This window comes from Sphingopyxis sp. GW821-FHT12C06, assembly GCF_058807415.1.
In genome coordinates, this window is sequence record NZ_JBXAQR010000003.1 from 343,327 (window position 1) to 366,018 (window position 22,692).

Consider the following 22,692-nt stretch of genomic DNA (forward strand, 5'->3'; position numbering starts at 1 on the left):
TCATGCCAGCGCTCCCATGTCGAGTTCCGCCAGATCGTCGAGCCCCAGGGCGAAATGCGAAGCGAGCAGCACTGCGCCGCCATTCGCGCGGTGCGCCGCGATCGCCGCGACCAGCCGCGCCTGCGCTGCATCGTCCATGCCGTTCGCGGGTTCGTCGAGCAGCCAGATTGGTGCGCCCGAGGCGATGACGCGCACAATCGCGGCACGCTTGCGCTGGCCGGTCGAGAGCATCGCGACAGGCACGTCGGCGAGCGGCGCCAGCGCCATGACGTTCATCGCGCGGTCGACGCTATGGCCATCGACCGTATCGATCCGCGCCCAGAAATCGAGCGCGCGGCGCAACGGCAGTTCGGTGTCGAGCGCGGCGGCTTCGTCGATCAGCGCGCAGCGTTCATGGCGCTCGACCGTGCCCGCGGCGGCGCGCAGCAATCCGGCGGCGAGGCGGATCAGGCTCGACTTGCCGGTGCCATTGGGGCCGCGCAGCCATAGCGCGTCGCCGCGGTTCAGCGTCAGCGACAGATTCTCGAACAGCAAGCGGTCGCCGCGAATGCACGCCACCCGGTCGAGCCGCAGCAGCGCCGTCACGCCATATCTTCCAGCGCGTGCATATCATCGTCCGAAAAACCGAAATGATGGCCGATTTCGTGGATCAGCACATGGCGCACGAGGCCGCCAAGCGGCTCGCCGGTCTCGATCCATTCGACGAGGATGGGGACGCGATAGAGGGTGACGCGGTCGGGCATGCCACCGCTCTGGTCGATGCTGCGCTCGGTCAGTGGGCGGCCTTCGTACAGGCCGGTGAGGTCGTAAGGATGCTCGATGTCGAGCGAGGCGAGGGTTTCGGCGTCGGCGAATTCCTCAATCGCAATCACCACACCTGCGATATGCGGCAGGAACTCCGCGGGCATGGTTTCCAGTGCCGCCTCGGCCATCGCGAACAGCGCGTCGGCGTCGGGCGGGCCTCCGGTCCAGCCGTCTGGAAGGGTGGGCTTGTCGCTCATCGCGCTCACCCTTATGGCGGGCGGGCCGGATTGGCCAGCGGGAGAAGAGACGATGATCCAGAAACTCGACGATGCGGCGCGCGCCGCTCTGTTGGCCCGATTCCCCGGCTGGGCGCACGAACCCGTTCGCGATGCGATCATCCGTCAGTTCAAATTTGCCGATTTCGCGCAGGCGTTCGGCTTCATGGCGAGTGTTGCGATCATCGCGGAAAAAATGGACCATCACCCCGAATGGTCCAATGTTTACAACCGCGTCGACATTTTGCTGACGACGCACGATGCCGATGGATTGTCGGAGCGCGATGCAAAGCTCGCCGAAGCGATCGAGGCGCTGCTCTGACGCGGCCTTGCGCCGTCGTAGCGCTGGTCTAAAAGCGGCGAAAATCTCAAAGGAAAGCCCAAAATGTCCGATAGCCTGCTGCGCCGCAAAGCGATTGTTCCCGAGCATCAGGATGGACAAGGGCTGGCGCGGACGCTGGGCTGGCCGCATCTGATTGCCTTGGGGGTCGGCGCGATCGTCGGCACCGGCATTTTGACGCTGATCGGCGTCGGCGCCGACAAGGCGGGGCCCGCGGTCATCCTCTCCTTCGGCATCGCCGGCCTGATCTGCGCCTGCGCCGCGCTCGCCTATGCCGAAATGGCGACGATGATCCCGGCGTCGGGCAGCGCCTATACGTACAGCTATGTCGTCATTGGCGAAATCATCGCCTGGGTCGTCGGCTGGAGCCTGATCCTCGAATATTCGCTGGTGGTCAGCGCGGTTGCCGTCGGCTGGTCGGGCTATGCCGCGCCCTTGCTGCAGGCGTGGGCCGGCGTCCCGATGGCGTTGATGCAGGGCCCAGAGCTGGAAGGCATCGTCAACCTGCCGGCCATCGGTATTATTGCGGTGGTTGCAGGCATGCTGCTGGTCGGGACGCGCGAAAGCGCGACCGTCAATGCGATCCTCGTGCTCGTGAAGATCGTTGCGCTGGTCGTATTCGTCGCGGTTGCGCTTCCGGCGTTTGACGCCGCCCATTTCGAACCGTTCAGCCCCTATGGCTTTTCCAAGCATGTCGGCCCCGACGGTGTGGAGCGGGGCGTGATGGCGGCCGCGGCGATTATCTTTTTCGCCTTTTATGGTTTCGACGCGATCGCGACCGCGGCGGAGGAAACCAAAAATCCCGACCGCGACCTGAAGATCGGCATTGTCGGTTCGATGCTGGCCTGCGTGCTCATCTATATCGTCGTCGCGGTCGCTGCCGTGGGCGCCATCGCCTACACCCGTTTCACCAACAGCCCGGAGCCGTTGGCGCTGATCCTGCGCGAGCTCGGCAGCCCGCTCGCGGCGCAATATCTGGCCGTCTCGGCGATCATCGCGCTGCCCACGGTCATCCTTGCCTTCTTCTATGGCCAGAGCCGCATCTTCTTCACCATGGCGCGCGACGGACTATTGCCCGCGAGCCTTGCGAAGCTGTCGTCGCGGGGAACCCCGGTGCGGATCACGATCTTCACCGCACTGGTCGTCGCGGTGCTCGCGGGCTTCATTCCGCTGGGCGAACTCGCGGCACTCGCCAATGCGGGGACGCTCGCGGCGTTCACCGCGGTGTCGATCTGCATGCTGATCATGCGCCGCCGCGCCCCCGATGCGCCGCGCACCTTCCGTGCGCCGATGCCGTGGGTGATCGGCACCATTGCGGTGCTCGGCTGTGCCTATCTTTTCTTCAGCCTGCCGGCGCAGACGCAGTTCTGGTTCCTGCTGTGGAACATTGGCGGGCTGGTGGTCTATTTCCTTTATGCAAGGAAGCGCGCGCTGGTCGGCTGATCGGCCCCGGGTCGCGCGGGGCCGGGCGCAAAAGGCCCCGCTCCGGCGTCCTGCTAGCCCTCCGCTGCGCGCCAGTCGAACGGCAGCGGCGCTTCACGAAACGCGAAGCGATCGAGGTGACGGGCCACTGCGCCCTGCAAGGCTTCGAGCTGCCCGTCGATGCTGGCGTCGATACGGATCGCCAGCGCATCGGCGCCGGCGTCGAAGGTGACGAGGGCATCGCCCGGCCAGTCGGCGCCGCGCGCGTCCCTGGGAAAGGTCACGGTACCGTGCGCGGCGGTGAATTCCACCGACAGATTATGCTCCCAATGCTTGCACAGCTGTTGCAGATATTTGCTGGCGTGCGCGGTGGGCACGCTTGCGGTTGCGGAAATCGTCATGATGCTGCTCCTTACAATCGCTCGATCTTCTGCGCCGCTTCGTCGATCAGCGCGACGACGGCATGCAATGTCGCGTCGTCGAGATCGCGCTGGCCGAGCCGGTTGAGCAGCACTTGCTTCAAATTGCCCATCGCGCGGCGCACCGATGCGCTGTCGGTCCGCTGCCGCTCTTCGCCGAACGCGGTGAGGCGCGCGATCAGTGCCTCGACAACATCCTTGCTGGTGTCGAGTTCGGCCTGGCCGTCAGCGGTGATTGCGAACAGCTTTTTCGCGCCGTCGCTCTGCTGCGCTTCGATCTGGCCCATGTCGCCCAGCAGGGTGAGGGTGGGATAGATGACCCCGGGGCTCGGCGCATAGGCGCCGCCGGTCAGCTCTTCGATCTGGCGGATCAGATCATATCCGTGGCGCGGCTCGTCGGCGATCAGCTTGAGCAGGACGAGCCGCAGCTCGCCGCTGTCGAACATCCGCCGGCGCGGGCCGCGGCCCTCGTCGTCATCGCGGTGGCGTCCGCCAAAGCCGCGGCCGTGACCGAAGCCATGGCCGCGCCCGCCGCGGTGCATCGCATGCCGCTTGTCGCAGCCATGTCCGCTCATTCTTCCGTGAAAATGCATTATATCGTTCCTTAGAGTGATTCGTGATAGCTCTAAGATATATCTTAATGACGGATGCGCAAGGGGTGGCGTGTGAAATTTCGTATCCTGTCATGCTGGCGGCCTGAGGTGTGGTCAGTCCCGGGCGCCGAAGCGCAAGCGAATCAGCGGGTAAGCGCGCCCCTGGCCATCGCGTTCCGAACGCCCGGTGGGGACGAAGCCCATGCGCTCATAAAAGCAGACGGCCTGCACATTCTGCTCGTTCACCTCGGTCGTCAGCGTGGGATGGAGCGTCAGCGCATGCATGACGAGCGTACGCCCGACGCCTTCGCCGCGATGCGCGGGGTCGATAAACAGCGCCTCCATGCTCGCGCTGTCCAGCAGCATGAAGCCGATCGGCCGGTCGTCCGCATCGACCGCGAGCCAGAGCGGGGCGGCGGGGAGGAAGTTCGCGACCTCCTGTTCGATCGCAACGCGGTCTTCGGGCGTCAGAAAGTCATGCGTCGCATCAACGGCGTCGCGCCAGATCTGGAGCGCGCGCGCGCCGTCGGCGGGGGTGGAGGTACGGATCCGTGTCATTGCCGAGGCATTAACCGACGTTGCTGCGGTGCGCCATCGCAACTTGACTCCGCGCCCGTCGCCGCTATTAGGCGCGACTGTGTTGTCATCGCTCCGGCGGTGGCGATTCCGTCCGAGACAGTTGGTGAAGGGAATATGCCCTTCTTAATTTCCAGCCGAGACGGGGAACAGTCTTTTTCGGTCGCCCGCCTGTTTGATCAGGCGACGCGTCTTGACCGACCCCTTCGGACATCGTTGCGCAAATGCAGGTGAGCCTTGGCTCGCATCGGTATTTGCGTGTGTTAGCCGCCCGGCGGCGCGTGCGTTTCGGCGTGTGTGTATCCGGGCAGATGAGTGGAGTATAGGCATGGATCGTACGGAAAAGGCCGAAGCCGTATCCTCGCTGAACGCTACCCTGTCGTCAGCTGCTTCGGTTGTGGTCGTCCGCAACCTTGGCATGACCGTCGCCCAGTCGACGGTGCTGCGTCAGCAGATGCGTGATGCAGGAGCCGACTTTCGCGTCACGAAGAACCGTCTTGCCAAAATCGCGCTCGATGGCACGTCCTACACCGGTATCGGCGATCTGCTGACCGGACCCACGGCGCTTGCATCGTCCACCGATCCGGTGGCCGCTGCGAAAATCGCCGTGGAATTTGCCAAGACCAACGACAAACTTGAAATCGTTGGCGGCGGCATGGGGGATGTGGTCCTCGACGTTGATGGCGTGAAGGCGCTGGCTTCGCTTCCCTCGCTCGACGAGCTGCGCGCCAAGATCATTGGTCTGGTGCAGGCTCCGGCCACCAAGGTTGCGCAAATCGCCGCAGCCCCGGCGGGTCAGTTGGCGCGGGTTTTTGGCGCATATGCCGCCAAAGAAGCTGCATAATCTTTCGAACCGAACTTGAACTAGTGCCGGGCATGTCCCGGTTTTGATGGAGAAATAACATGGCTGATCTCGCAAAGATCGTTGAAGAACTGTCGACCCTGACCGTCCTCGAAGCGGCTGACCTGTCGAAGCTGCTCGAAGAAAAGTGGGGCGTTTCGGCTGCTGCTGCTGTTGCTGCTGCTCCGGCTGCTGCCGCTGCTGGCCCGGCTGCTGAAGAGCAGACCGAATTCGACGTCATCCTGACGGGTGACGGCGGCAACAAGATCAACGTGATCAAGGAAGTCCGTGCGATCACCGGTCTGGGCCTCGGCGAAGCCAAGGCGCTGGTCGAAGGCGCACCGAAGGTCGTCAAGGAAGCTGCTAACAAGGCTGAAGCTGAAGAGCTGAAGAAGCGCCTCGAAGGCGCTGGCGCCACCGTCGAACTGAAGTAATTCGGTTTGCGGGCCCCCGGCCGGTTCGATCCGGCCGGGTTCCAGCGAAAAAAAGGGCGGTGCCGCGAGGCGCCGCCCTTTTTTCATGTCGCGAACGGGCCGCGATTTAGTGGCGGATCAGGCCCGGGCGCAGGTCGCCGGGGCGTGCGCTGCCGCGTTCGGGGCGGCGTACTTCCTGTTCAGCCGGGGCTGGAACAATGCGGTGCGCGATTTCCCAGGCGCTGACGGGTTTGCGCTGCATGTCCTTCTGTCCGGCAAGTGTTGCTTCATATTGCGCCCGTTCCTGTTGATCGAGAAAGCGCGCACGCTGCAACCGCTTCTTGAGCGTTGCGAAGGGATTGTCAGGCGTCGGCCCGGTCAGCGCCAATGCTTCGTGGCGACCCATGCTGCCGTGCGGTGCGGCGGCGAAGCCCGGAGTGCTGCGCATCGCGGGTTGCGGCGCGGCTTCCGTACGCGGGGGGCTATAGGGAACCGCCTCCGCAGCCGCCATTTCCTCAAGGCTCATTGCGCCATCGTCGGCGCGATCATTCGCTCGGCGACGGCGTGCGAAGGCGAGGCCCGCGCCACCCACGAGCAGCAAGGCCGCGGCACCGCCCGCGATTTCCCAGGGGAAGGCATCGCTCGACTTGGCGACCTCTGTGGGGGCCGCTTCAACGGGCAGCGGCGAAAGGTTGGCGGCGGGCTCGATCGGCGCCGTCACCGGCGGGGCGACCGGCAGGGGTTCGCTGATCGCCACAGCGGCTGCGGCCGGGACGTTGGTTTTCGCGGCGGCAGGTTCAGCGCTGCGCGTACGGGCTGCGCTGCGTTCGGCGCGCGGCGGTGCGGCCTTGGCAGTCACGGCCGGACGCTCGGCCGTCTTGGCCACCGGTTCGGCTGGCAAGTCGATCGGAAGGCGAATGACGGGTTTGGGCGGAGGGGGCTCGGCGACTTGCGGTGCGGCGACCGGTGCGGGCGCACCCGGTTCGGGCGCGGCGACGGGCGATACCATCGCCGGGACATCGGCGGGTGTGGCCTGCGCAAAGACCTGCGGGGCGGAAAGGGCCAGGAACGCGGCAATCGCGCTCATGGTGGGGCGGGAGAGTGGGATTGCTTTTGTCATAGTCAGACGGAAACGATTGGCGCTCGCAAAGCGATGCCGAAAAGCGTCTGTTTTCAGGGTGAGCCGTGGCCGTGCGACGACTGAGCGAGGATTTTGCCCCGGTTGGTCGCGCGCAGCGACCGCTTTTGCGACCGGGTGAGGCGCCGGGACCGGTCGGTGCGGTTCTGGCCGCCCGCCGATCCCGGCAAGGCCGTCAGTCGGCAATCCAGTTGCCGTGGAAGCCCGGCGGAACCCGGTGCGGCAGATGGACGACGGCCTGCGGTGCGCCGGTAAAGTCGTCGGCGTTCAGGATCACCAGATCGGTCGTCTCGTCGTTCATGTCGACGGCCAACCCGATCAACCAGCCGTCATCTTCGGCCCCGTCGGCGCTGCGCGGGACAAAGGCGAACTCACCGGGATGGCGGCCGGGGCCGAAATCATGGATGTCGGTCACGCCCTTTTCCAGATCGTGCCGGAACAGGCGGGTGTCGGCCATCGCCCATTCGATGCTCTCGCCGTCGGGCATCGCGACGGTATAGGCATAGCGATAGGGCTGCGTCGTCAACCGTTCGTCAAAGCGCGGGAACTCCTGCGCATGATCGTGGATGATGCTGCGGACGGTGGTTCCGGCGACGGGATCGATCGTCCAGCGCTCCATCCGCGACTTTTCGCTGTCGGGGCCGCGCGTCGACTGCGCGAACATCGTGTCGTGCACGACGACGTCGACGATCACCTTGCCATCGGCGGTTTCATAGGCGTTGGCGGGGTGGAAGACATAGCAGGGCTCGACCGGCACCCAGATGACGCTGTCGCCGCTGCCGTTCCGCGGAAGCAGGCCGACGCGCGCCGGATGCGCCTCGTTCCACGCATAGGGGAAGCGATAGCCGCCGAGCAGCATCTTCATCGAGAAGGTGACGGGCAGGTCGAAGATCAGCGCATAATTTGCGGTAATCGCGCAGTCGTGGATCGACGGGCCATCGCTGACCGCTACTGCTTCTTCGCGGACCACATGCGCGTCCTTGTCGAGCACGACGTGCCACACCCTGGTCGGCGTATCGCCCTTATAGGTGATCGCGTGGGTTTCGCCGGTGGCGGGGTCGTGATGCGGATGCGCTGTATAAGCGCCGGCGAGCGTGCCGTCGAAGGGGTTGTGCGCGATCGTGCCCAGTTCATAGTCCAGCTCGACCGGCTTGCCGCCGGCTTCGACGATGGCAAAGGTGCGGCCTGCGAGGCCGACGACATTGGTGTTCGGCGCGTCGCTGGTTTCGCGCGGGCCGGGGGGCAATTCTTCGCCGAGCGCTGCGCAGGCCTCGGCGCCGCGCACCCAGCGGTTGCGATACCAGTCGGCTTTGCCGCCTTCGATGCGAATGCCGTGGACCATGCCGGCACCGGTGAACCAGTGATAGCTGGCGGGGTCGGGGGCGACCGCGGGGTTGGGGCCATTGCGCAGATAGCGCCCCGTCAGCGCCGTCGGAATTGCGCCATCGACGTGCAATGTTTCCAGTGTTAACTCTTCGGTCATCGGCGTGTGGATGCCAGTGAGGAAGGGGTGCGCGTCGGTTGGGCTCGGAAGACGCTTGCGGTTGAATTCGGCGACCTTGACGATGCCCTTGGTCACCGCGCCGCGGATCAGGTTTTCGACATTGCTAGCCATGGAGACGCTCCTTAAGCGGAAAGTTGCAGGGGGGTCGCGGCTTGCGCTGGCGACTCGAAATGTTTACGGTGACAACATGGCAAGCGAAGATAACAGTGTCAACATAAAAGGCGCAGACGTCAAAACCGCCTCCCCTTATCACCACGGTGATCTGCGCGCGGCGGTGATCGCGGCGGGGCTGAAGCGGTTGCAGGGCGGCGACGACGGCGAACTGGGGCTGCGCGCGCTGGCCCGCGACGTCGGGGTCAGCGCGACCGCGCTCTATCGCCATTTCCCTGACAAGGAGGCGCTGCTCGACGCGCTGGCCGACGAAGGGCTACGGCGCCTCGGTGCGCTTCAGGCGCAGGCGTGGTTGAAGGCGGGCGGCGGGCGCGACGCCTTCAAGGCGATCGGCATCACCTATGTTCGCTTTGCGCATGACGAGCCGGCGTTGTTCCGGCTGAGTTTCACGCGGCAAATGCCCGAACGCTATGCCGAGGGGGAGGGCGATGGCGAAGTCGCGTACAACCTGCTGCGCGCCGGGGTGGGCGAGGCGCTGCCCGGGGTTGAAAATCCCGACGCCGCGGCGCTCCATGCCTGGGCACTTGTCCACGGCCTCGCCATGCTGATCCTCGACAAACGGGTGCAATGGGACGAAGCCATGGTCGAAGAGGTCGTTGGCCTGACCTTCGGCGGTATCCACTAGCTGCTGTACGGCCGGCCGGGGCCGGAATGGCCAGTGCATGATGTTTATTGCTTCTTTTCCAGCTTCTCGTAGCGTGGCGGGATGACGCGAGCGCTCCCACCCAGAGTCGAGGCGGCTTTTTGGCTCCTGCTCACGGCGCTCGGTTATTTCCTGCTGGCGCGTCTTTCGCTCCATGCGACCAAGGGCGCCGACAATATCGCCGCGATCTGGCCGCCGAGCGGATATTTTCTGGCGTTGCTGTTGCTGATGCCCGCGCGGATGCGCATCGGCTCGTTCGCTGGAATGGTCGCGGCCAGCCTGTCGGCCAATATGCTGAGCGGCGCTCCGCTGTTGACCGCCGCCGCCTTTACATTGGCCAATGCCTGCGAGTCGGTCGTTGCACTGTGGGTGATCCGGCGCCGCGAACCCGACATGATCTCGTTCATGGTGCCGCGCGCGGTCGGAAGCTTTTGTATCGCGGCCATGGCGGCGAGCATCGTCAGCGCGGTGGTCGCAACGCTGCTCGCGGGAACCGGGGCCGATTTTTTTCTGTCATGGTTGAGTACGGTCGCGCTGGGCATATTGATCGTCACGCCGCCGATCGTCATGCTGGCACGGATGATCACGTCCAACGCGATGCGCAATGCGACGATCGCGATGAAGGCCGAGGCGACCGGAATATTGACCGGTGCGGCTCTGTTGACCGCGGCCTCCTTTTCGCAGTCCCATTTTCCGGCGACCTTCCTTCCCTGCCTTGCGGTGATCCTGGCCTCCTATCGGCTCGGCCCCTTTGGCGCGGCGGCGGGTATGCTGATCGTCGCCGTCATTGCCGCGTTGCTGACGGGGCAGGGGCTTGGCCCCATCGCGGCGATCGACGGGCCGCAGAAGGTCAAGATATTCTTCCTGCAGTTTTATCTGGTGACGATGCTGTCCATTGCGCTGCCGCTCGCGGCGCTGATCGTCGTGCGAAAGCGGCTCGCCAGGCGGCTCGAGGAAAGCAATCGCTGGCTGCTTCAGGCCGAAGCGGTGGCGCTGGTCGGCCACTGGCGTGTCGATCTGGTGCGCCGGACGATCCAGTGGTCGGACCAGTCCTATCGCATCCACGGGCTGGAGCCGGGGGCCGGGATGACGGTTGAGGGCAGCCTCGCCTGCTATCTCGAGGATGATCGGGTGCGTGTGCGCAAGGTACTGAAACAGTCCATTGCGACCGGCGCGCCGTTCGAATTTCAGGGGCGGATCATGCGCGCCGACGGCGATGTGCGCCACGCCAAGTCGCATGGGTCGATCGAAATGGACCGCAATGGCGTCGCGATCGGCATTTTCGGAACGATCCAGGATGTGACCGAGACGGTCGAAAATGCCCGCATCCTGGAGGCGGCGCGCAGCGCGGCGGAACGGGTCGCCAACACCGACATGCTGACCGGTCTGCCCAATCGCCGGCAAACGCTTGCTTTTCTCGAAAAGGCGTTCGCTGCCGCGCGGGACGATCGGGCACCGCTGGCGGTCGCGATCTTCGACATCGACCATTTCAAGCGGATCAACGACAGCCACGGCCATGCCGTGGGCGACAATGTGATCCGCCGCGTCGCGCAGCGGGCCAAGGCGCCGCTTCGCGAGGCGGATCTGGTCGGTCGCTTCGGCGGTGAGGAGTTCGTCTGCATATTGCGGGGCGACAGTGCGCTGTCGTCGGAAATGGTCGCCGAACGGGTGCGCAAGGCGGTCGAGGCCGAGGATGGCAGCGGGCTGCCGCACGTGACGGTCAGCATCGGCCTCGCCGTCTATGCTGGTGAAATAACCATCGAGGATTTGCTCCAGCGCGCCGACAAGGCGCTCTATGACGCCAAGCGCTCCGGCCGGAACCGGCTCCGCACGGCGGCCTAGTTCGGCGGTTTCATATTGCCGGGTGCCGCAAGGGTCTTGCGTACCGCAGTGATTGCCTGATCCAGTCCGTCGTCGTCGAACCACGGTCGGGCGGCCTCCATGACGCGCAAACCCTCGGCTGTGCGTGCTCTGTCGCCGACTGCATCGATCGTGCGATAATAGCCCCATATCGCGATCAGCGGCATGTCGAGTTGCTGGTTGTCCTGTGCCAGCGCGCGGACCAGTGCCTCGGGTTTTGCCGTCAGCGATGACGCGAGCAGTGCCATGCTCCTCTCGTCCGGCCATGGCGCGCGCGGGGCGGCGGACTTCCCCAGCATTGTCACCACTGCTTCGGCGGCCGGGGCGACCGAATAGGGGTTCTGGCCGGTCACGACACGATCGTCGACAACGACATGGGGCAGCATGAACGTGGCTTCGCTGAAGCGGGCACCCAGACGCCGCAGTTCGGTTTCGAGCAGGAAGGGGAATTCGGCGACCCATTTCTTGCCGAACAGTGCTTCCTCTTCGTCGGTGAAGCCGGTGACGGTGCGACCCGCGACGAAGGATCTGCCTTCGGCGTCGCGCAGCCGTGCAAGCACGGCCGGGCCGTGGCAGACCGCGCCGATCACTCCGCCGCGGCCATGAACGCTGGAAATCAGCCGCGCCAGTGCCTGGCTGAACGGCAGATCGAACATCGCGCCCTTGCCGCCAATGACGAAGACGGCGGCGTATCGGCCGGGATCGACCGCCGACAGGCGCAGCGTGGCGGCAAGTTGTGCCGATGCGTCGCGATCGCCGGCGAAGGCGCGGTTATACGCTTTGTCGGCGGCATATTCGTCGGGGATGGCGACGCCGCCTTCCGGGCTCGCAATATCGGCGACGAAGCCGTTGTCGCGGAAGATCAGCCATGCCTGCGCCAACTCGTCCATCTCGAATCCGGGCTGGGTCTTGCCGTCATCGCGGCCGTGGCTGCTCACGACCAGCAGGATGCGCGACCGGTCGGCGTTAGCGGCGGCCGCGCCCGCCGCCGAGGGGAGGAGGCTGGTCAGGAAGAGCGAAAGGATCAGGACGGAACGCATGACATTCTCCATCATGTGGATGCGCGAAAGGGTACGGCACCGCCGCCGGCGACGCCGTGGACAGGCAGGATCGATACGGCTCCGCGCTATTCGTCGGGTTGAAAGCTCAGAAGGTCGCCGGGTTGGCATTCGAGCGCGGCGCAGATGGCGGCGAGGGTCGAGAAGCGGATCGCCTTTGCCTTGCCGGTTTTCAGGATCGACAGATTGGCGAGGGTGATGTCGACGCGCTCGGCGAGTTCGGTCAGCGTCATGCGCCGGTCGTGCAGCAGGTCGTCGAGTTTGACCAGAACGGGCATCAGATGGTCCCTTCCAGCTCTTCGCGCATCTGCGCGCCGCGCTCGAACACCCCGGCGAGCACGAACACCAGCAGGATCGCGAGGAGGCCGTTGAGCGAAAGGTCGGAACCACCACCGTGCGTGCCCGTCAGGCTCGCGACCCGGCCGATCATCAGTCCGAGCGCCATGGCGGCGATTTGCCCCGCGACCATCAGCCAGCCGATCGCCTTCAGCCGCCGGCTGTTCGCGGCGACGAACGGATCGCCTTCGGAAACGCTCGCGACGATCGCCCGCAATTTGCCGAGGGTGGCCCAGATGAGGGCCAGCGCGATCAGGCCGAACAGGAATGCGCCATAGAGCGGCGGGTAGAGCGCCCCGATGTCGAGCGCCGGCGCTTGCTCGGCCAGCGCGCTGGCGACCTCGCTTCGATAAAAGGGCAGGGCGAGCGCTGCGGCCGTCAAGCCGAGCGCGGCGGCGGCGACCAGCCCCATGATCAGAAGGATCAACCCGCGGGTGGCGAGGAGAACGCGATTATCGGTCTTCATATCGAACTCCAATATGCAATTTATTGAATAACGATATGCTGTATATCGCACGTCGTCAATCGATATATCGTTTTTCGATAAATTATCGGCGCTGCGGGTGTTTCCGGCGCATGGCTATCGGGCTTTGGCGGTCGCAACTTTGCTGCTAGCCTGATTGCCGAAGGCAGGGCAGCGGAGGTGCGCCATGAAATGGGATGAGGAAATGACCGGACGACGGGCGATGCTCTCCGGAGCGGCTGGAGTATTGGCGATCGCCTATGCCCCGTGGAGCCTGGCGAAGCTGCCGGGCAGCGGCGTGAAGGGCTTGATCGGCAATGCCTCCGACGGGGCGCTCGACAAATTGGCTGTGCCCGGCGCCTTTTATCGCGATACGGCGGTGCGCATTCTGCTGCCTGGCGCGGGCGGAAAGCTTGCCTCGAAGCTGTTCGGCATGGGTGACAAGCTGGGCCTCACGACCAATTTGACCAAAAGCCTGAACGATGCCGGTGGCCGGGCAGCGGGCGAGGCCAAGCCGGTGTTCCGCGCCGCGATCGACAATCTGCGCTGGTCCGACGCGCCCGCGCTCGTGTCTAAAAATGACGGCGCGACGCGCTATCTTCAGTCGAGTGCGGGCGACGTGCTGTTTGGCAAGGTATCGCCGTTGATCGGGTCGGCACTCGATAATGTCGGCGCCTATCGCCAGCTCGACCAGCTGTCGAAGGGCAATCAGCTGATGGCATCGGCGGGCCTGACCCGTGACGGTCTGACCCGTTCGGTGACCGAACAGGCGCTGAAAGGCATCTTCCACTATATGGCGGGCGAGGAGGCGGCGTTGCGACGGGATCCGACGCGGCTGCTCAAGGGTATCTTCTAGGCTTTGGCCTGAATGTCCGGAAACGACCAGAGGCTACCATCCATATGTCGTCACCCCGGACTTGATCCGGGGTCCCACCTGAAACCAAAGCCTGTCGATATCTCAAAAAAGCGGGGTCCCGGGTCCAGCCCGGGATGACGAAATTGGAGGTCCGCTAACCACCCCAGCGTCGAGGCGCATGTCCATGCGGTATCCGACCCACCCCGTTGACACCGTGCGCCCCAAATCCTATATCGCCTCCACACCCCATCGTCCGAGATAGAGCCTGACTTTGCGCAGCGGGCTGTACGGATAGGTCGGCGGGGATTTCGACAGGCGTGGAAAGCTGCGGTAAACCGGCGACGGTTGCCTGCGGCTTTTTTCGCGTCGGAGCGCTCGCGATTTTGATTTTTGACAGGCGAGACAATCACTTATGGCGACCAAGGCGAAGTCGGTGGGCAAGTCCCTCGAAGCAACCGCGACCAAGCGAATCCGCAAGCTGTTCGGCAATATCCATGAAGCCGTGGAAATGCCCAACCTCATCGAGGTTCAGCGCGAATCCTATGAGCAGTTCCTGCGGTCCGATCCGTCGGTCGGCTATGTCTCGGGCCTCGAAAAGACGCTGCGCAGCGTTTTTCCGATCCGCGATTTCGCCGGCACCGCCGAGCTCGACTTCGTCCATTACGAACTCGAAGCGCCGAAATATGACGTCGACGAGTGCCGTCAGCGCGGCATCACCTATGCGGCGCCGATGAAGGTCACGCTGCGTCTGATCGTCTTTGAAGTCGACAGCGAAACCGACACCCGTTCGGTTCTCGATATCAAGGAGCAGGACGTTTACATGGGCGATATGCCGCTCATGACCGGCAATGGCACCTTCTTCGTCAATGGCACCGAGCGCGTTATCGTGTCGCAGATGCACCGTTCGCCTGGTGTGCTTTTCGACCATGACCGCGGCAAGACCCACTCGTCGGGCAAGTTCCTGTTCGCCGCGCGCGTGATTCCGTATCGCGGTTCGTGGCTTGATTTCGAATTCGACGCCAAGGACATCGTCAACGTCCGTATCGACCGCAAGCGCAAGCTGCCGGTGACCAACCTGCTGTTCGCGCTGGGCATGTCGGGCGAGGAAATCCTCAACCATTTCTATGACCGGATGATCTTCGAGCGCGACGCGAACGGCTGGAAAATTCCGTTCATGCTCGAAAACTGGCGCGGTGCGAAGCCCGGCTTCGACGTCGTCGACGCCAAGACCGGCGAAGTTATCTTCGCTGCCGGCCACAAGATCAGCCCGCGCCTCGCCAACAAGGCGGCGAAGGACGGTCTCGACACGCTGCTGATCCCGACCGAGGAAATCTTCGGCCGCTACAGCGCCTATGACCTGATCAACGAAGCGACGGGCGAAATCTACATCGAAGCCGGCGACGAAGTGACCGCCGAGAACCTCGAAAAGATCGACGCCGCGGGCATCGAAAAGCTCGAGCTGCTCGACATCGATCACAACAACACCGGTCCGTGGATCCGCAACACGCTGAAGGCCGACAAGGCCGAGGACCGCGACCAGGCGCTGAGCGACATCTATCGCGTCATGCGCCCCGGCGAACCGCCGACGCGTGAAACCGCCGAGGCTTTGTTCGGCGGCCTGTTCTTCGATCCCGAGCGTTACGACCTGTCGGCCGTCGGCCGCGTCAAGCTGAACATGCGCCTCGGCCTCGACGCCGAGGACACGGTCACCACGCTGCGCAGCGAGGATATCCTCGCCGTCGTCAAGGAGCTGGTGAACCTGAAGGACGGCAAGGGCGAAATCGACGATATCGATAACCTCGGCAACCGTCGTGTCCGTTCGGTCGGCGAACTGCTCGAGAACCAGTATCGCGTCGGCCTGCTCCGCATGGAGCGCGCGGTGAAGGAGCGTATGAGCTCGGTCGACGTGTCGACCGTTATGCCGAACGACCTGATCAATGCGAAGCCCGCCGTGGCTGCTGTCCGCGAATTCTTTGGTTCGTCGCAGCTTTCGCAGTTCATGGATCAGACCAACCCGCTGTCGGAAGTCACCCACAAACGCCGCGTGTCGGCGCTTGGGCCGGGCGGTCTGACGCGCGAACGCGCGGGCTTCGAAGTCCGCGACGTTCACCCGACCCATTATGGCCGTATCTGCCCGATTGAAACGCCGGAAGGCCCGAACATCGGTCTGATCAACAGCCTCGCGACCTTCGCGCGGGTGAACAAATACGGCTTCATCGAAACCCCGTATCGCAAGATCATCGACGGCAAGGTGACCAACGACGTCGTCTATCTGTCGGCGATGGAAGAGCAGAAGCACACCGTTGCGCAGGCGAACGCCGACCTCAACGACGATGGCAGCTTCATCGACGAGCTGATCTCGGCACGCGAAGCGGGCGAATTCCTGATGGCGCCGCGCGATCAGATCACCCTGATGGACGTGTCGCCGAAGCAGCTGGTTTCGGTCGCCGCATCGCTCATTCCATTCCTGGAAAACGATGACGCCAACCGCGCACTGATGGGATCGAACATGCAGCGTCAGGCTGTGCCGCTGCTTCGTGCAGAGGCACCGGTCGTCGGGACCGGCATGGAAGAAACCGTTGCGCGTGACTCGGGCGCTGCCATCGCGGCACGCCGCGGCGGCATCATCGATCAGGTCGATGCGACGCGTATCGTGATCCGTGCGACCGACATGATCGAACCCGGCAAGTCGGGCGTCGACATCTACCGTCTGCAAAAGTTCCAGCGTTCGAACCAGAACACCTGCATCAACCAGCGTCCGCTGGTGAAGGTGGGCGAAGTCGTCCGCACCGGCGACATCATCGCCGACGGTCCGTCGACCGAGCTGGGCGAACTGGCACTCGGCAAGAACGTCCTCGTCGCGTTCATGCCGTGGAACGGCTACAACTACGAGGATAGTATCCTCATCAGCGAACGCATCGTGAAGGACGACGTCTTTACCTCGATCCACATCGAGGAATTCGAAGTCACCGCGCGCGATACGCGCCTCGGGCCGGAAGACATTACCCGCGATATTCCGAACGTCGGCGAGGAAGCGCTTCGCAACCTCGACGAAGCCGGGATCGTCTACATCGGTGCCGAAGTCGGCCCGGGCGACATTCTGGCCGGCAAGATCACCCCCAAGGGTGAATCGCCGATGACGCCGGAAGAAAAGCTGCTGCGCGCCATCTTCGGTGAAAAGGCCAGCGACGTGCGCGACACCTCGCTTCGTCTGCCCCCGGGCGTGTCGGGTACCGTCGTCGAAGTCCGCGTCTTCAACCGTCATGGTATCGACAAGGACGAACGTGCGATTGCGATCGAACGCGAGGAAATCGAGCGTCTGAAGCAGGACGCCGACGATGAGCGCGCGATCCTCAACCGTGCGACCTTCTCCAGCCTGCGCGACCTGCTGGTCGGTCAGACGACCAGCGCGGTGCCGAAGGGCCTGAAGAAGGGCGATGTCGTCACCGAAGAGATGCTGGTCGAAATTGACCGTGCCGACTGGTGGAAGCTCGCCGTCGTCGAAGACAATGCGCAGACCGCATTGGAAGCGATCAAGGCGCAGTATGACGACGCAATCAAGCGCATCAACGCAAAGTATGAAGATCGCGTCGAAAAGCTGCAGCGCGGCGATGAACTCGCACCGGGCGTGCTCAAGATGGTCAAGGTCTTCGTCGCGGTGAAGCGCAAGCTGCAGCCGGGCGATAAAATGGCCGGCCGTCACGGCAACAAGGGCGTTATCTCGCGCATGCTGCCGGTCGAGGACATGCCGTTCCTCGAAGACGGCACCCATGTCGATATCGTGCTGAACCCGCTGGGCGTGCCGTCGCGTATGAACGTCGGACAGATTCTCGAAACCCACCTCGGTTGGGCTTCGCGCGGTCTGGGTCAAAAGGTGACGGTGGCACTCGAGGAATGGCGCAACGCCAACCCCGACGCGACCGGTGGCCAGATGCCCGAACCCGTGCGTGAAGCGCTGGAATATGTCTATGGCGCCGAGTATGCCGACGACATCAATGCGCGCAGTGCCGAAAGCATCGTCGAATTCGCCGAAAATCTGAAGGTCGGCGTGCCGTTCGCAACCCCTGTGTTCGATGGCGCCAAGGAAGCCGACGTCACGGACATGCTGACCCTCGCGGGCCTGCATGAATCTGGTCAGTCGGACCTGTACGATGGCCGCACCGGGGATCGCTTCGATCGCAAGGTGACCGTGGGCTACATCTATATGTTGAAGCTCCATCACCTCGTCGACGACAAGATCCACGCGCGTTCGATCGGCCCCTACAGCCTCGTCACCCAGCAGCCGCTGGGCGGTAAGGCCCAGTTCGGTGGCCAGCGCTTCGGGGAAATGGAAGTGTGGGCTCTGCAGGCTTATGGCGCCGCATACACGCTCCAGGAAATGCTGACGGTGAAGTCCGATGACGTGATCGGACGCACCAAGGTTTACGAAGCGATCGTCAAGGGTGACGACACCTTCGAGGCCGGCATTCCCGAAAGCTTCAACGTGCTCGTCAAGGAAATGCGCTCGCTGGGTCTCAACGTCGAACTCTCCTCCTATGCGGAGCAGGATCCCGACGAAGCCCCGGACGCTCTTCCCGAAGCCGCCGAGTAAAAGATATTGCCTCACCCCTCCCGCCGCGCGGGAGGGGCAGTGGAGCTAAATTATGAACCAGCTTACCAATTTCATGAACCCGGTCGCGAAGCCCGAAACCTTCGACATGATCAAGATCGGCATTGCGAGCCCCGAGCGCATTCGCTCATGGTCGTTCGGCGAGATCAAGAAGCCCGAAACCATCAACTATCGGACGTTCAAGCCCGAGCGTGATGGCCTGTTCTGCGCGCGCATCTTCGGTCCGATCAAGGATTATGAATGCCTGTGCGGCAAGTACAAGCGCATGAAATACAAGGGCATCGTCTGCGAAAAATGCGGTGTCGAAGTCACGGTGACCAAGGTCCGCCGCGAGCGCATGGGCCATATCGAGCTCGCCGCGCCGGTCGCGCACATCTGGTTCCTGAAGTCGCTGCCTTCGCGCATCGGCCTGCTGCTCGACATGCAGCTCAAGCAGCTCGAGCGCGTCCTGTACTTCGAAGCCTATATCGTTCTTGAGCCCGGCCTGACGCCGCTCGAGAAGTTCCAGCTTCTGACCGAGGACGAACTGCTCGACGCACAGGATGAGCATGGCGAAGACGCGTTCAGCGCCGGCATCGGTGCCGAAGCCATCCGCGTACTTCTCGAGAATCTCGATCTCGAACAGGAGCGCGTCGATCTTTTGGAAGATCTGGCGACGACCAAGTCGGAACTGAAGCCCAAGAAGATCATCAAGCGCTTGAAGGTCGTCGAAAGCTTCATCGATTCGGGCAACCGCCCCGAATGGATGATCCTCGAAGTCGTCCCCGTGATCCCGCCCGAACTGCGCCCGCTGGTGCCGCTCGACGGCGGCCGCTTCGCGACAAGCGACCTTAACGATCTTTACCGCCGCGTGATCAACCGCAACAACCGCCTGAAGCGTCTGATGGAACTGCGCGCGCCGGACATCATCGTCCGCAACGAAAAGCGCATGCTTCAGGAAGCCGTTGACGCGCTGTTCGACAACGGCCGTCGCGGCCGCACGATCACGGGTGCCAACAAGCGTCCGCTGAAGTCGCTGTCCGACATGCTCAAGGGCAAGCAGGGCCGGTTCCGTCAGAACCTGCTCGGCAAGCGCGTCGACTATTCGGGTCGTTCGGTCATCGTGACCGGTCCGGAACTGAAACTGCACCAGTGCGGCCTGCCGAAGAAGATGGCGCTCGAGCTGTTCAAGCCGTTCATCTACGCGCGCCTTGACGCCAAGGGTCTGTCGATGACCCTGAAGCAGGCGAAAAAGTGGGTCGAAAAGGAACGCAAGGAAGTCTGGGACATCCTCGACGAAGTCATTCGCGAGCACCCGGTCATGCTGAACCGCGCGCCGACGCTTCACCGTCTGGGCATCCAGGCGTTCGAGCCTGTGCTGATCGAAGGCAAGGCGATCCAGCTTCACCCGCTGGTCTGCTCGGCTTTCAACGCCGACTTTGACGGCGATCAGATGGCTGTTCACGTTCCGCTGAGCCTCGAGGCGCAGCTGGAATGCCGCGTCCTGATGATGTCGACGAACAACATCCTGTCGCCCGCGAACGGCAAGCCGATCATCGTTCCGTCGCAGGATATGGTCCTCGGGCTCTATTATCTGTCGCTGGAGCGCGAAGGCGAACCCGGCGAGAATATGCTGCTCGCCGACATGGCCGAAGTGCACCAGGCGCTGTTCATTGGCGCGGTCACACTGCACACCAAGGTGATCAGCCGCGTTCCGCAAACCGATGAGAAGGGCAATGAATATTTCAAGCGCTTCGAAACGACCCCGGGACGCATGCTGATCGCAGAATGCCTGCCCAAATCGCACACCGTGCCCTTCGACGTCGTCAACCGCGTGTTGACGAAGAAGGAAATCGGCGACGTGATCGATCAGGTCTATCGTCACACCGGCCAGAAAGAGACCGTGCTGTTCGCCGACGCCATCATGGCGCTGGGCTTCCGTCACGCGTTCAAGGCGGGCATCTCGTTCGGCAAGGATGACATGATCATTCCGGCGTCGAAGGTCGGAATGGTCGACGAAACCCGCGCGCTGGTGAAGGATTTCGAGCAGCAGTATCAGGACGGCCTGATCACGCAGCAGGAAAAGTACAACAAGGCGATCGACGCCTGGTCGCAGTGCGGCGACAAGGTCGCGAACGCGATGATGGACGAAATCCGCGCAACGCCGAAGCTGCCCGACGGCCGCATGGCCCCGATCAACTCCATCTATATGATGGCGCACTCGGGTGCCCGTGGTTCGCAGGCGCAGATGAAGCAGCTCGCGGGTATGCGCGGCCTGATGGCCAAGCCGTCGGGCGAGATCATCGAAACCCCGATTATCTCGAACTTCAAGGAAGGCCTGACCGTTCTCGAGTATTTCAACTCGACCCACGGTGCCCGTAAGGGTCTGGCCGATACGGCGCTCAAGACGGCGAACTCGGGCTATCTGACCCGCCGTCTGGTCGATGTGTCGCAGGATTGCGTCGTGATCGAGGAAGATTGCGGCACGACCCGCGGCATGGAAATGCGCGCGATCATCCAGGGCGGTTCGACGATCGCCTCGCTGGGCGAGCGCATCCTCGGCCGCACGACGCTCGAAGACGTCGTCGACAAGGACGGCAATGTCATCGCGCCCGTGGGCACGCTGCTTGACGAACCGACGACGCAGTTGATCGAGGACGCTGAAGTTCAGGCGGTCAAGATCCGTTCGCCGCTGGTTTGCGAAGCGGTGCTGGGTGTTTGCGGCAAATGCTATGGCCGTGACCTTGCCCGCGGTACGCCGGTCAACATCGGTGAAGCTGTCGGCGTTATCGCCGCCCAGTCGATCGGTGAACCGGGCACGCAGCTGACGATGCGTACGTTCCACATCGGTGGTGCGGCGCAGGTCAACGAACAGTCGAACGCCGAAGCCATTTCGGACGGCACGATCGAATATCGTGACATGCCGACGATCGTCGATCAGCGTGGCCGTCGTCTGGCGCTTGCGCGTTCGGGCGAAATCGCGATCATCGACAGCGAAGGCCGCGAGCGCGCGTCGCACAAGCTGCCCTATGGCGCGCACATCCTCCACAAGGATGGCGACAAGGTGAAGAAGGGCGAGCGGATTGCCGAATGGGATCCGTTCACCATGCCGCTGATCACCGAAAAGCAGGGCATCGTGAAGTATCAGGATCTGGAAGATACCAAGACCCTGATCGAACAGGTCGACGAAGCGACGGGTATCGCTCAGCGCGTCGTGATCGAATATCGCTCGGCGGGCCGCAGCAAGAAGGAAGACCTTCAGCCGCGCCTGACCTTGCTCGACGATCAGTCGGGTGAAGCGGCACGCTATCTGCTCGCGGTCGGCACGATGTTGTCGGTCGAGGACGGCCAGGAAGTGCAAGCGGGCGACGTCCTGGCACGTGTCAGCCGCGAAGCGTCGAAGACGCGCGACATCACCGGCGGTCTGCCGCGTGTTGCCGAGCTGTTCGAAGCGCGTATTCCGAAGGACAACAGCGTTATCGCGAAGATCAGCGGCCGCATTGAATTCGTCAAGGATTACAAGGCGAAGCGCAAGATCGCGATCGTTCCGGAAGAAGGCGATTCGATCGAGTACCTCATTCCCAAGTCGAAGGTCCTCGAAGTGCAGGAAGGCGATCAGGTCAAGCGCGGCGACGCGCTGATCAGCGGTTCGCCGAACCCGCACGACATCCTCGACGTCATGGGCGTGGAAGCGCTGGCCGAATATCTCGTCGCGGAAATCCAGGAAGTCTATCGACTGCAGGGCGTGAAGATCAACGACAAGCATATCGAGGTGATCGTTCGCCAGATGCTGCAGAAGGTCGAGATCACAGACGGCGGCGACACCACGTTGCTGCCTGCCGAACAGCTCGATTATCTGGAGATGATGGAATATAACGCCAAGCTGCCGAAGAATGGCCGTCCCGCCGTCGGGCGTCCGGTCCTCCTCGGCATCACCAAGGCGAGCCTGCAGACGCGCAGCTTCGTTTCGGCGGCGTCCTTCCAGGAAACGACCCGTGTGCTCACCGAGGCTTCGGTGCAGGGCAAGATCGATTCGCTGCAGGGCCTCAAGGAAAACGTCATCGTCGGCCGTCTCATCCCGGCGGGTACCGGCGCTGCGATGAACCGCGTTCGCGTTACCGCGTCGAGCAAGGATGCCGCCCTTCGTGCCGCGATGCGCGCCGCGAACCAGGAGCATCTGATCGCGCCGAAAACCGCAGCCGAAGAGCATGCCGCCGAACTGGCGCAGGGCCCCGAAGCCGCGATCGGTGACGATCCGCTGGGCAAGGTTCAGGGCGAAGACTTCACCACCGACGATGTGATGGTGGAAGATCGTCCGGAAGCTGGCGGCGAGGAATAAGTTTCTTCGCCTGAAGGCTGACAGAAAAGAGCCCCGCCGGAGCGATCCGGCGGGGTTTTTTCTTGCCTGCTCTTGGCCATTTTGCTTCGGAATTTTTCATTTCTTTTCTGCCA

19 protein-coding genes are annotated in these 22,692 nt (G+C 63.4%); 9 read left to right on the plus strand and 10 right to left on the minus strand.

Annotated features, from left to right (window positions below; all coding sequences use genetic code 11):
* A complete protein-coding gene (ccmA, locus tag AC1RRJ_RS10595; protein WP_493122384.1) occupies positions 1–585 on the minus strand; it encodes a heme ABC exporter ATP-binding protein CcmA in 585 nt (194 codons plus the stop codon).
* Positions 582–1,001: a metallopeptidase family protein gene (locus AC1RRJ_RS10600; protein ID WP_493122386.1), complete on the minus strand. Its 420-nt coding sequence runs from the start codon at positions 999–1,001 to the stop codon at positions 582–584. The genes ccmA and AC1RRJ_RS10600 overlap by 4 nt, the downstream gene beginning before the upstream one ends.
* Before the next feature lie 52 nt (positions 1,002–1,053).
* Here AC1RRJ_RS10600 and AC1RRJ_RS10605 point away from each other — a divergent pair, with 52 nt between their 5' ends.
* Together AC1RRJ_RS10605 and AC1RRJ_RS10610 are read left to right on the plus strand one after the other, a co-directional pair.
* Positions 1,054–1,341: a 4a-hydroxytetrahydrobiopterin dehydratase gene (locus tag AC1RRJ_RS10605; protein ID WP_493122388.1), complete on the plus strand. Its 288-nt coding sequence runs from the start codon at positions 1,054–1,056 to the stop codon at positions 1,339–1,341.
* A 63-nt stretch (positions 1,342–1,404) separates the two neighbouring features.
* Entirely contained in the window at positions 1,405–2,802 is a 1,398-nt protein-coding gene (locus tag AC1RRJ_RS10610) for an amino acid permease (RefSeq protein ID WP_493122390.1), read from the plus strand.
* A 53-nt stretch (positions 2,803–2,855) separates the two neighbouring features.
* Here AC1RRJ_RS10610 and AC1RRJ_RS10615 read toward each other — a convergent pair whose 3' ends face one another.
* From AC1RRJ_RS10615 to AC1RRJ_RS10625, 3 genes are all read right to left on the minus strand, one after another.
* Positions 2,856–3,182: a DUF2218 domain-containing protein gene (locus AC1RRJ_RS10615; protein ID WP_493122392.1), complete on the minus strand. Its 327-nt coding sequence runs from the start codon at positions 3,180–3,182 to the stop codon at positions 2,856–2,858.
* Between the two features lie 11 nt (positions 3,183–3,193).
* The gene (locus AC1RRJ_RS10620) at positions 3,194–3,775 is read right to left on the minus strand and encodes a PadR family transcriptional regulator (RefSeq protein WP_493122394.1); all 582 of its coding nucleotides are present in this window, start codon (positions 3,773–3,775) and stop codon (positions 3,194–3,196) included.
* Positions 3,776–3,907: 132 nt separating this feature from the next.
* Entirely contained in the window at positions 3,908–4,351 is a 444-nt protein-coding gene (locus AC1RRJ_RS10625) for an acetyltransferase (protein WP_493122396.1), read from the minus strand.
* Positions 4,352–4,697: 346 nt separating this feature from the next.
* On the opposite strand from AC1RRJ_RS10625, the gene rplJ reads away from it, so the two are divergent.
* Complete coding sequence (gene rplJ / locus AC1RRJ_RS10630) at positions 4,698–5,213, plus strand: 50S ribosomal protein L10 (protein ID WP_493122398.1); 516 nt, start codon at positions 4,698–4,700, stop codon at positions 5,211–5,213.
* Between the two features lie 59 nt (positions 5,214–5,272).
* A complete protein-coding gene (rplL, locus tag AC1RRJ_RS10635; RefSeq protein ID WP_493122400.1) occupies positions 5,273–5,644 on the plus strand; it encodes a 50S ribosomal protein L7/L12 in 372 nt (123 codons plus the stop codon).
* Between the two features lie 106 nt (positions 5,645–5,750).
* On the opposite strand, the gene AC1RRJ_RS10640 is transcribed toward rplL, so the two are convergent.
* Together AC1RRJ_RS10640 and AC1RRJ_RS10645 are read right to left on the minus strand one after the other, a co-directional pair.
* Positions 5,751–6,710, minus strand: coding sequence for a hypothetical protein (locus tag AC1RRJ_RS10640; protein WP_493122402.1), 960 nt, complete (start codon positions 6,708–6,710; stop codon positions 5,751–5,753).
* Positions 6,711–6,936: 226 nt separating this feature from the next.
* Positions 6,937–8,376, minus strand: a complete 1,440-nt coding sequence (locus tag AC1RRJ_RS10645) for an 8'-apo-carotenoid 13,14-cleaving dioxygenase (RefSeq protein WP_493122404.1) — start codon at positions 8,374–8,376, stop codon at positions 6,937–6,939.
* A gap of 76 nt (positions 8,377–8,452) precedes the next feature.
* Here AC1RRJ_RS10645 and AC1RRJ_RS10650 point away from each other — a divergent pair, with 76 nt between their 5' ends.
* Together AC1RRJ_RS10650 and AC1RRJ_RS10655 are read left to right on the plus strand one after the other, a co-directional pair.
* Positions 8,453–9,061, plus strand: a complete 609-nt coding sequence (locus AC1RRJ_RS10650; RefSeq protein WP_493122406.1) for a TetR/AcrR family transcriptional regulator — start codon at positions 8,453–8,455, stop codon at positions 9,059–9,061.
* An 81-nt stretch (positions 9,062–9,142) separates the two neighbouring features.
* Positions 9,143–10,921, plus strand: a complete 1,779-nt coding sequence (locus tag AC1RRJ_RS10655; protein ID WP_493122408.1) for a sensor domain-containing diguanylate cyclase — start codon at positions 9,143–9,145, stop codon at positions 10,919–10,921.
* Here the strand turns inward: AC1RRJ_RS10655 and AC1RRJ_RS10660 are convergent.
* From AC1RRJ_RS10660 to AC1RRJ_RS10670, 3 genes are all read right to left on the minus strand, one after another.
* A complete protein-coding gene (locus tag AC1RRJ_RS10660; protein ID WP_493122410.1) occupies positions 10,918–11,979 on the minus strand; it encodes a type 1 glutamine amidotransferase domain-containing protein in 1,062 nt (353 codons plus the stop codon). The genes AC1RRJ_RS10655 and AC1RRJ_RS10660 overlap by 4 nt on opposite strands.
* 86 nt (positions 11,980–12,065) lie before the next feature.
* Positions 12,066–12,275: a helix-turn-helix domain-containing protein gene (locus AC1RRJ_RS10665; protein WP_493122412.1), complete on the minus strand. Its 210-nt coding sequence runs from the start codon at positions 12,273–12,275 to the stop codon at positions 12,066–12,068.
* Positions 12,275–12,799: a DUF2975 domain-containing protein gene (locus tag AC1RRJ_RS10670; RefSeq protein WP_493122414.1), complete on the minus strand. Its 525-nt coding sequence runs from the start codon at positions 12,797–12,799 to the stop codon at positions 12,275–12,277. The genes AC1RRJ_RS10665 and AC1RRJ_RS10670 overlap by 1 nt, the downstream gene beginning before the upstream one ends.
* A gap of 184 nt (positions 12,800–12,983) precedes the next feature.
* Here AC1RRJ_RS10670 and AC1RRJ_RS10675 point away from each other — a divergent pair, with 184 nt between their 5' ends.
* The 3 genes from AC1RRJ_RS10675 (at position 12,984) to rpoC (ending at position 22,579) form a co-directional block, all read left to right on the plus strand.
* On the plus strand, positions 12,984–13,652 hold the full coding sequence (locus AC1RRJ_RS10675; protein WP_493122416.1) for a DUF4197 domain-containing protein: 669 nt from the start codon (positions 12,984–12,986) through the stop codon (positions 13,650–13,652).
* 412 nt (positions 13,653–14,064) lie between these two features.
* Positions 14,065–18,243: a DNA-directed RNA polymerase subunit beta gene (rpoB, locus tag AC1RRJ_RS10680; protein ID WP_493122418.1), complete on the plus strand. Its 4,179-nt coding sequence runs from the start codon at positions 14,065–14,067 to the stop codon at positions 18,241–18,243.
* A gap of 52 nt (positions 18,244–18,295) precedes the next feature.
* A complete protein-coding gene (rpoC, locus tag AC1RRJ_RS10685) occupies positions 18,296–22,579 on the plus strand; it encodes a DNA-directed RNA polymerase subunit beta' (RefSeq protein ID WP_493122419.1) in 4,284 nt (1,427 codons plus the stop codon).
* The last annotated feature ends 113 nt before the right edge of the window (positions 22,580–22,692 follow it).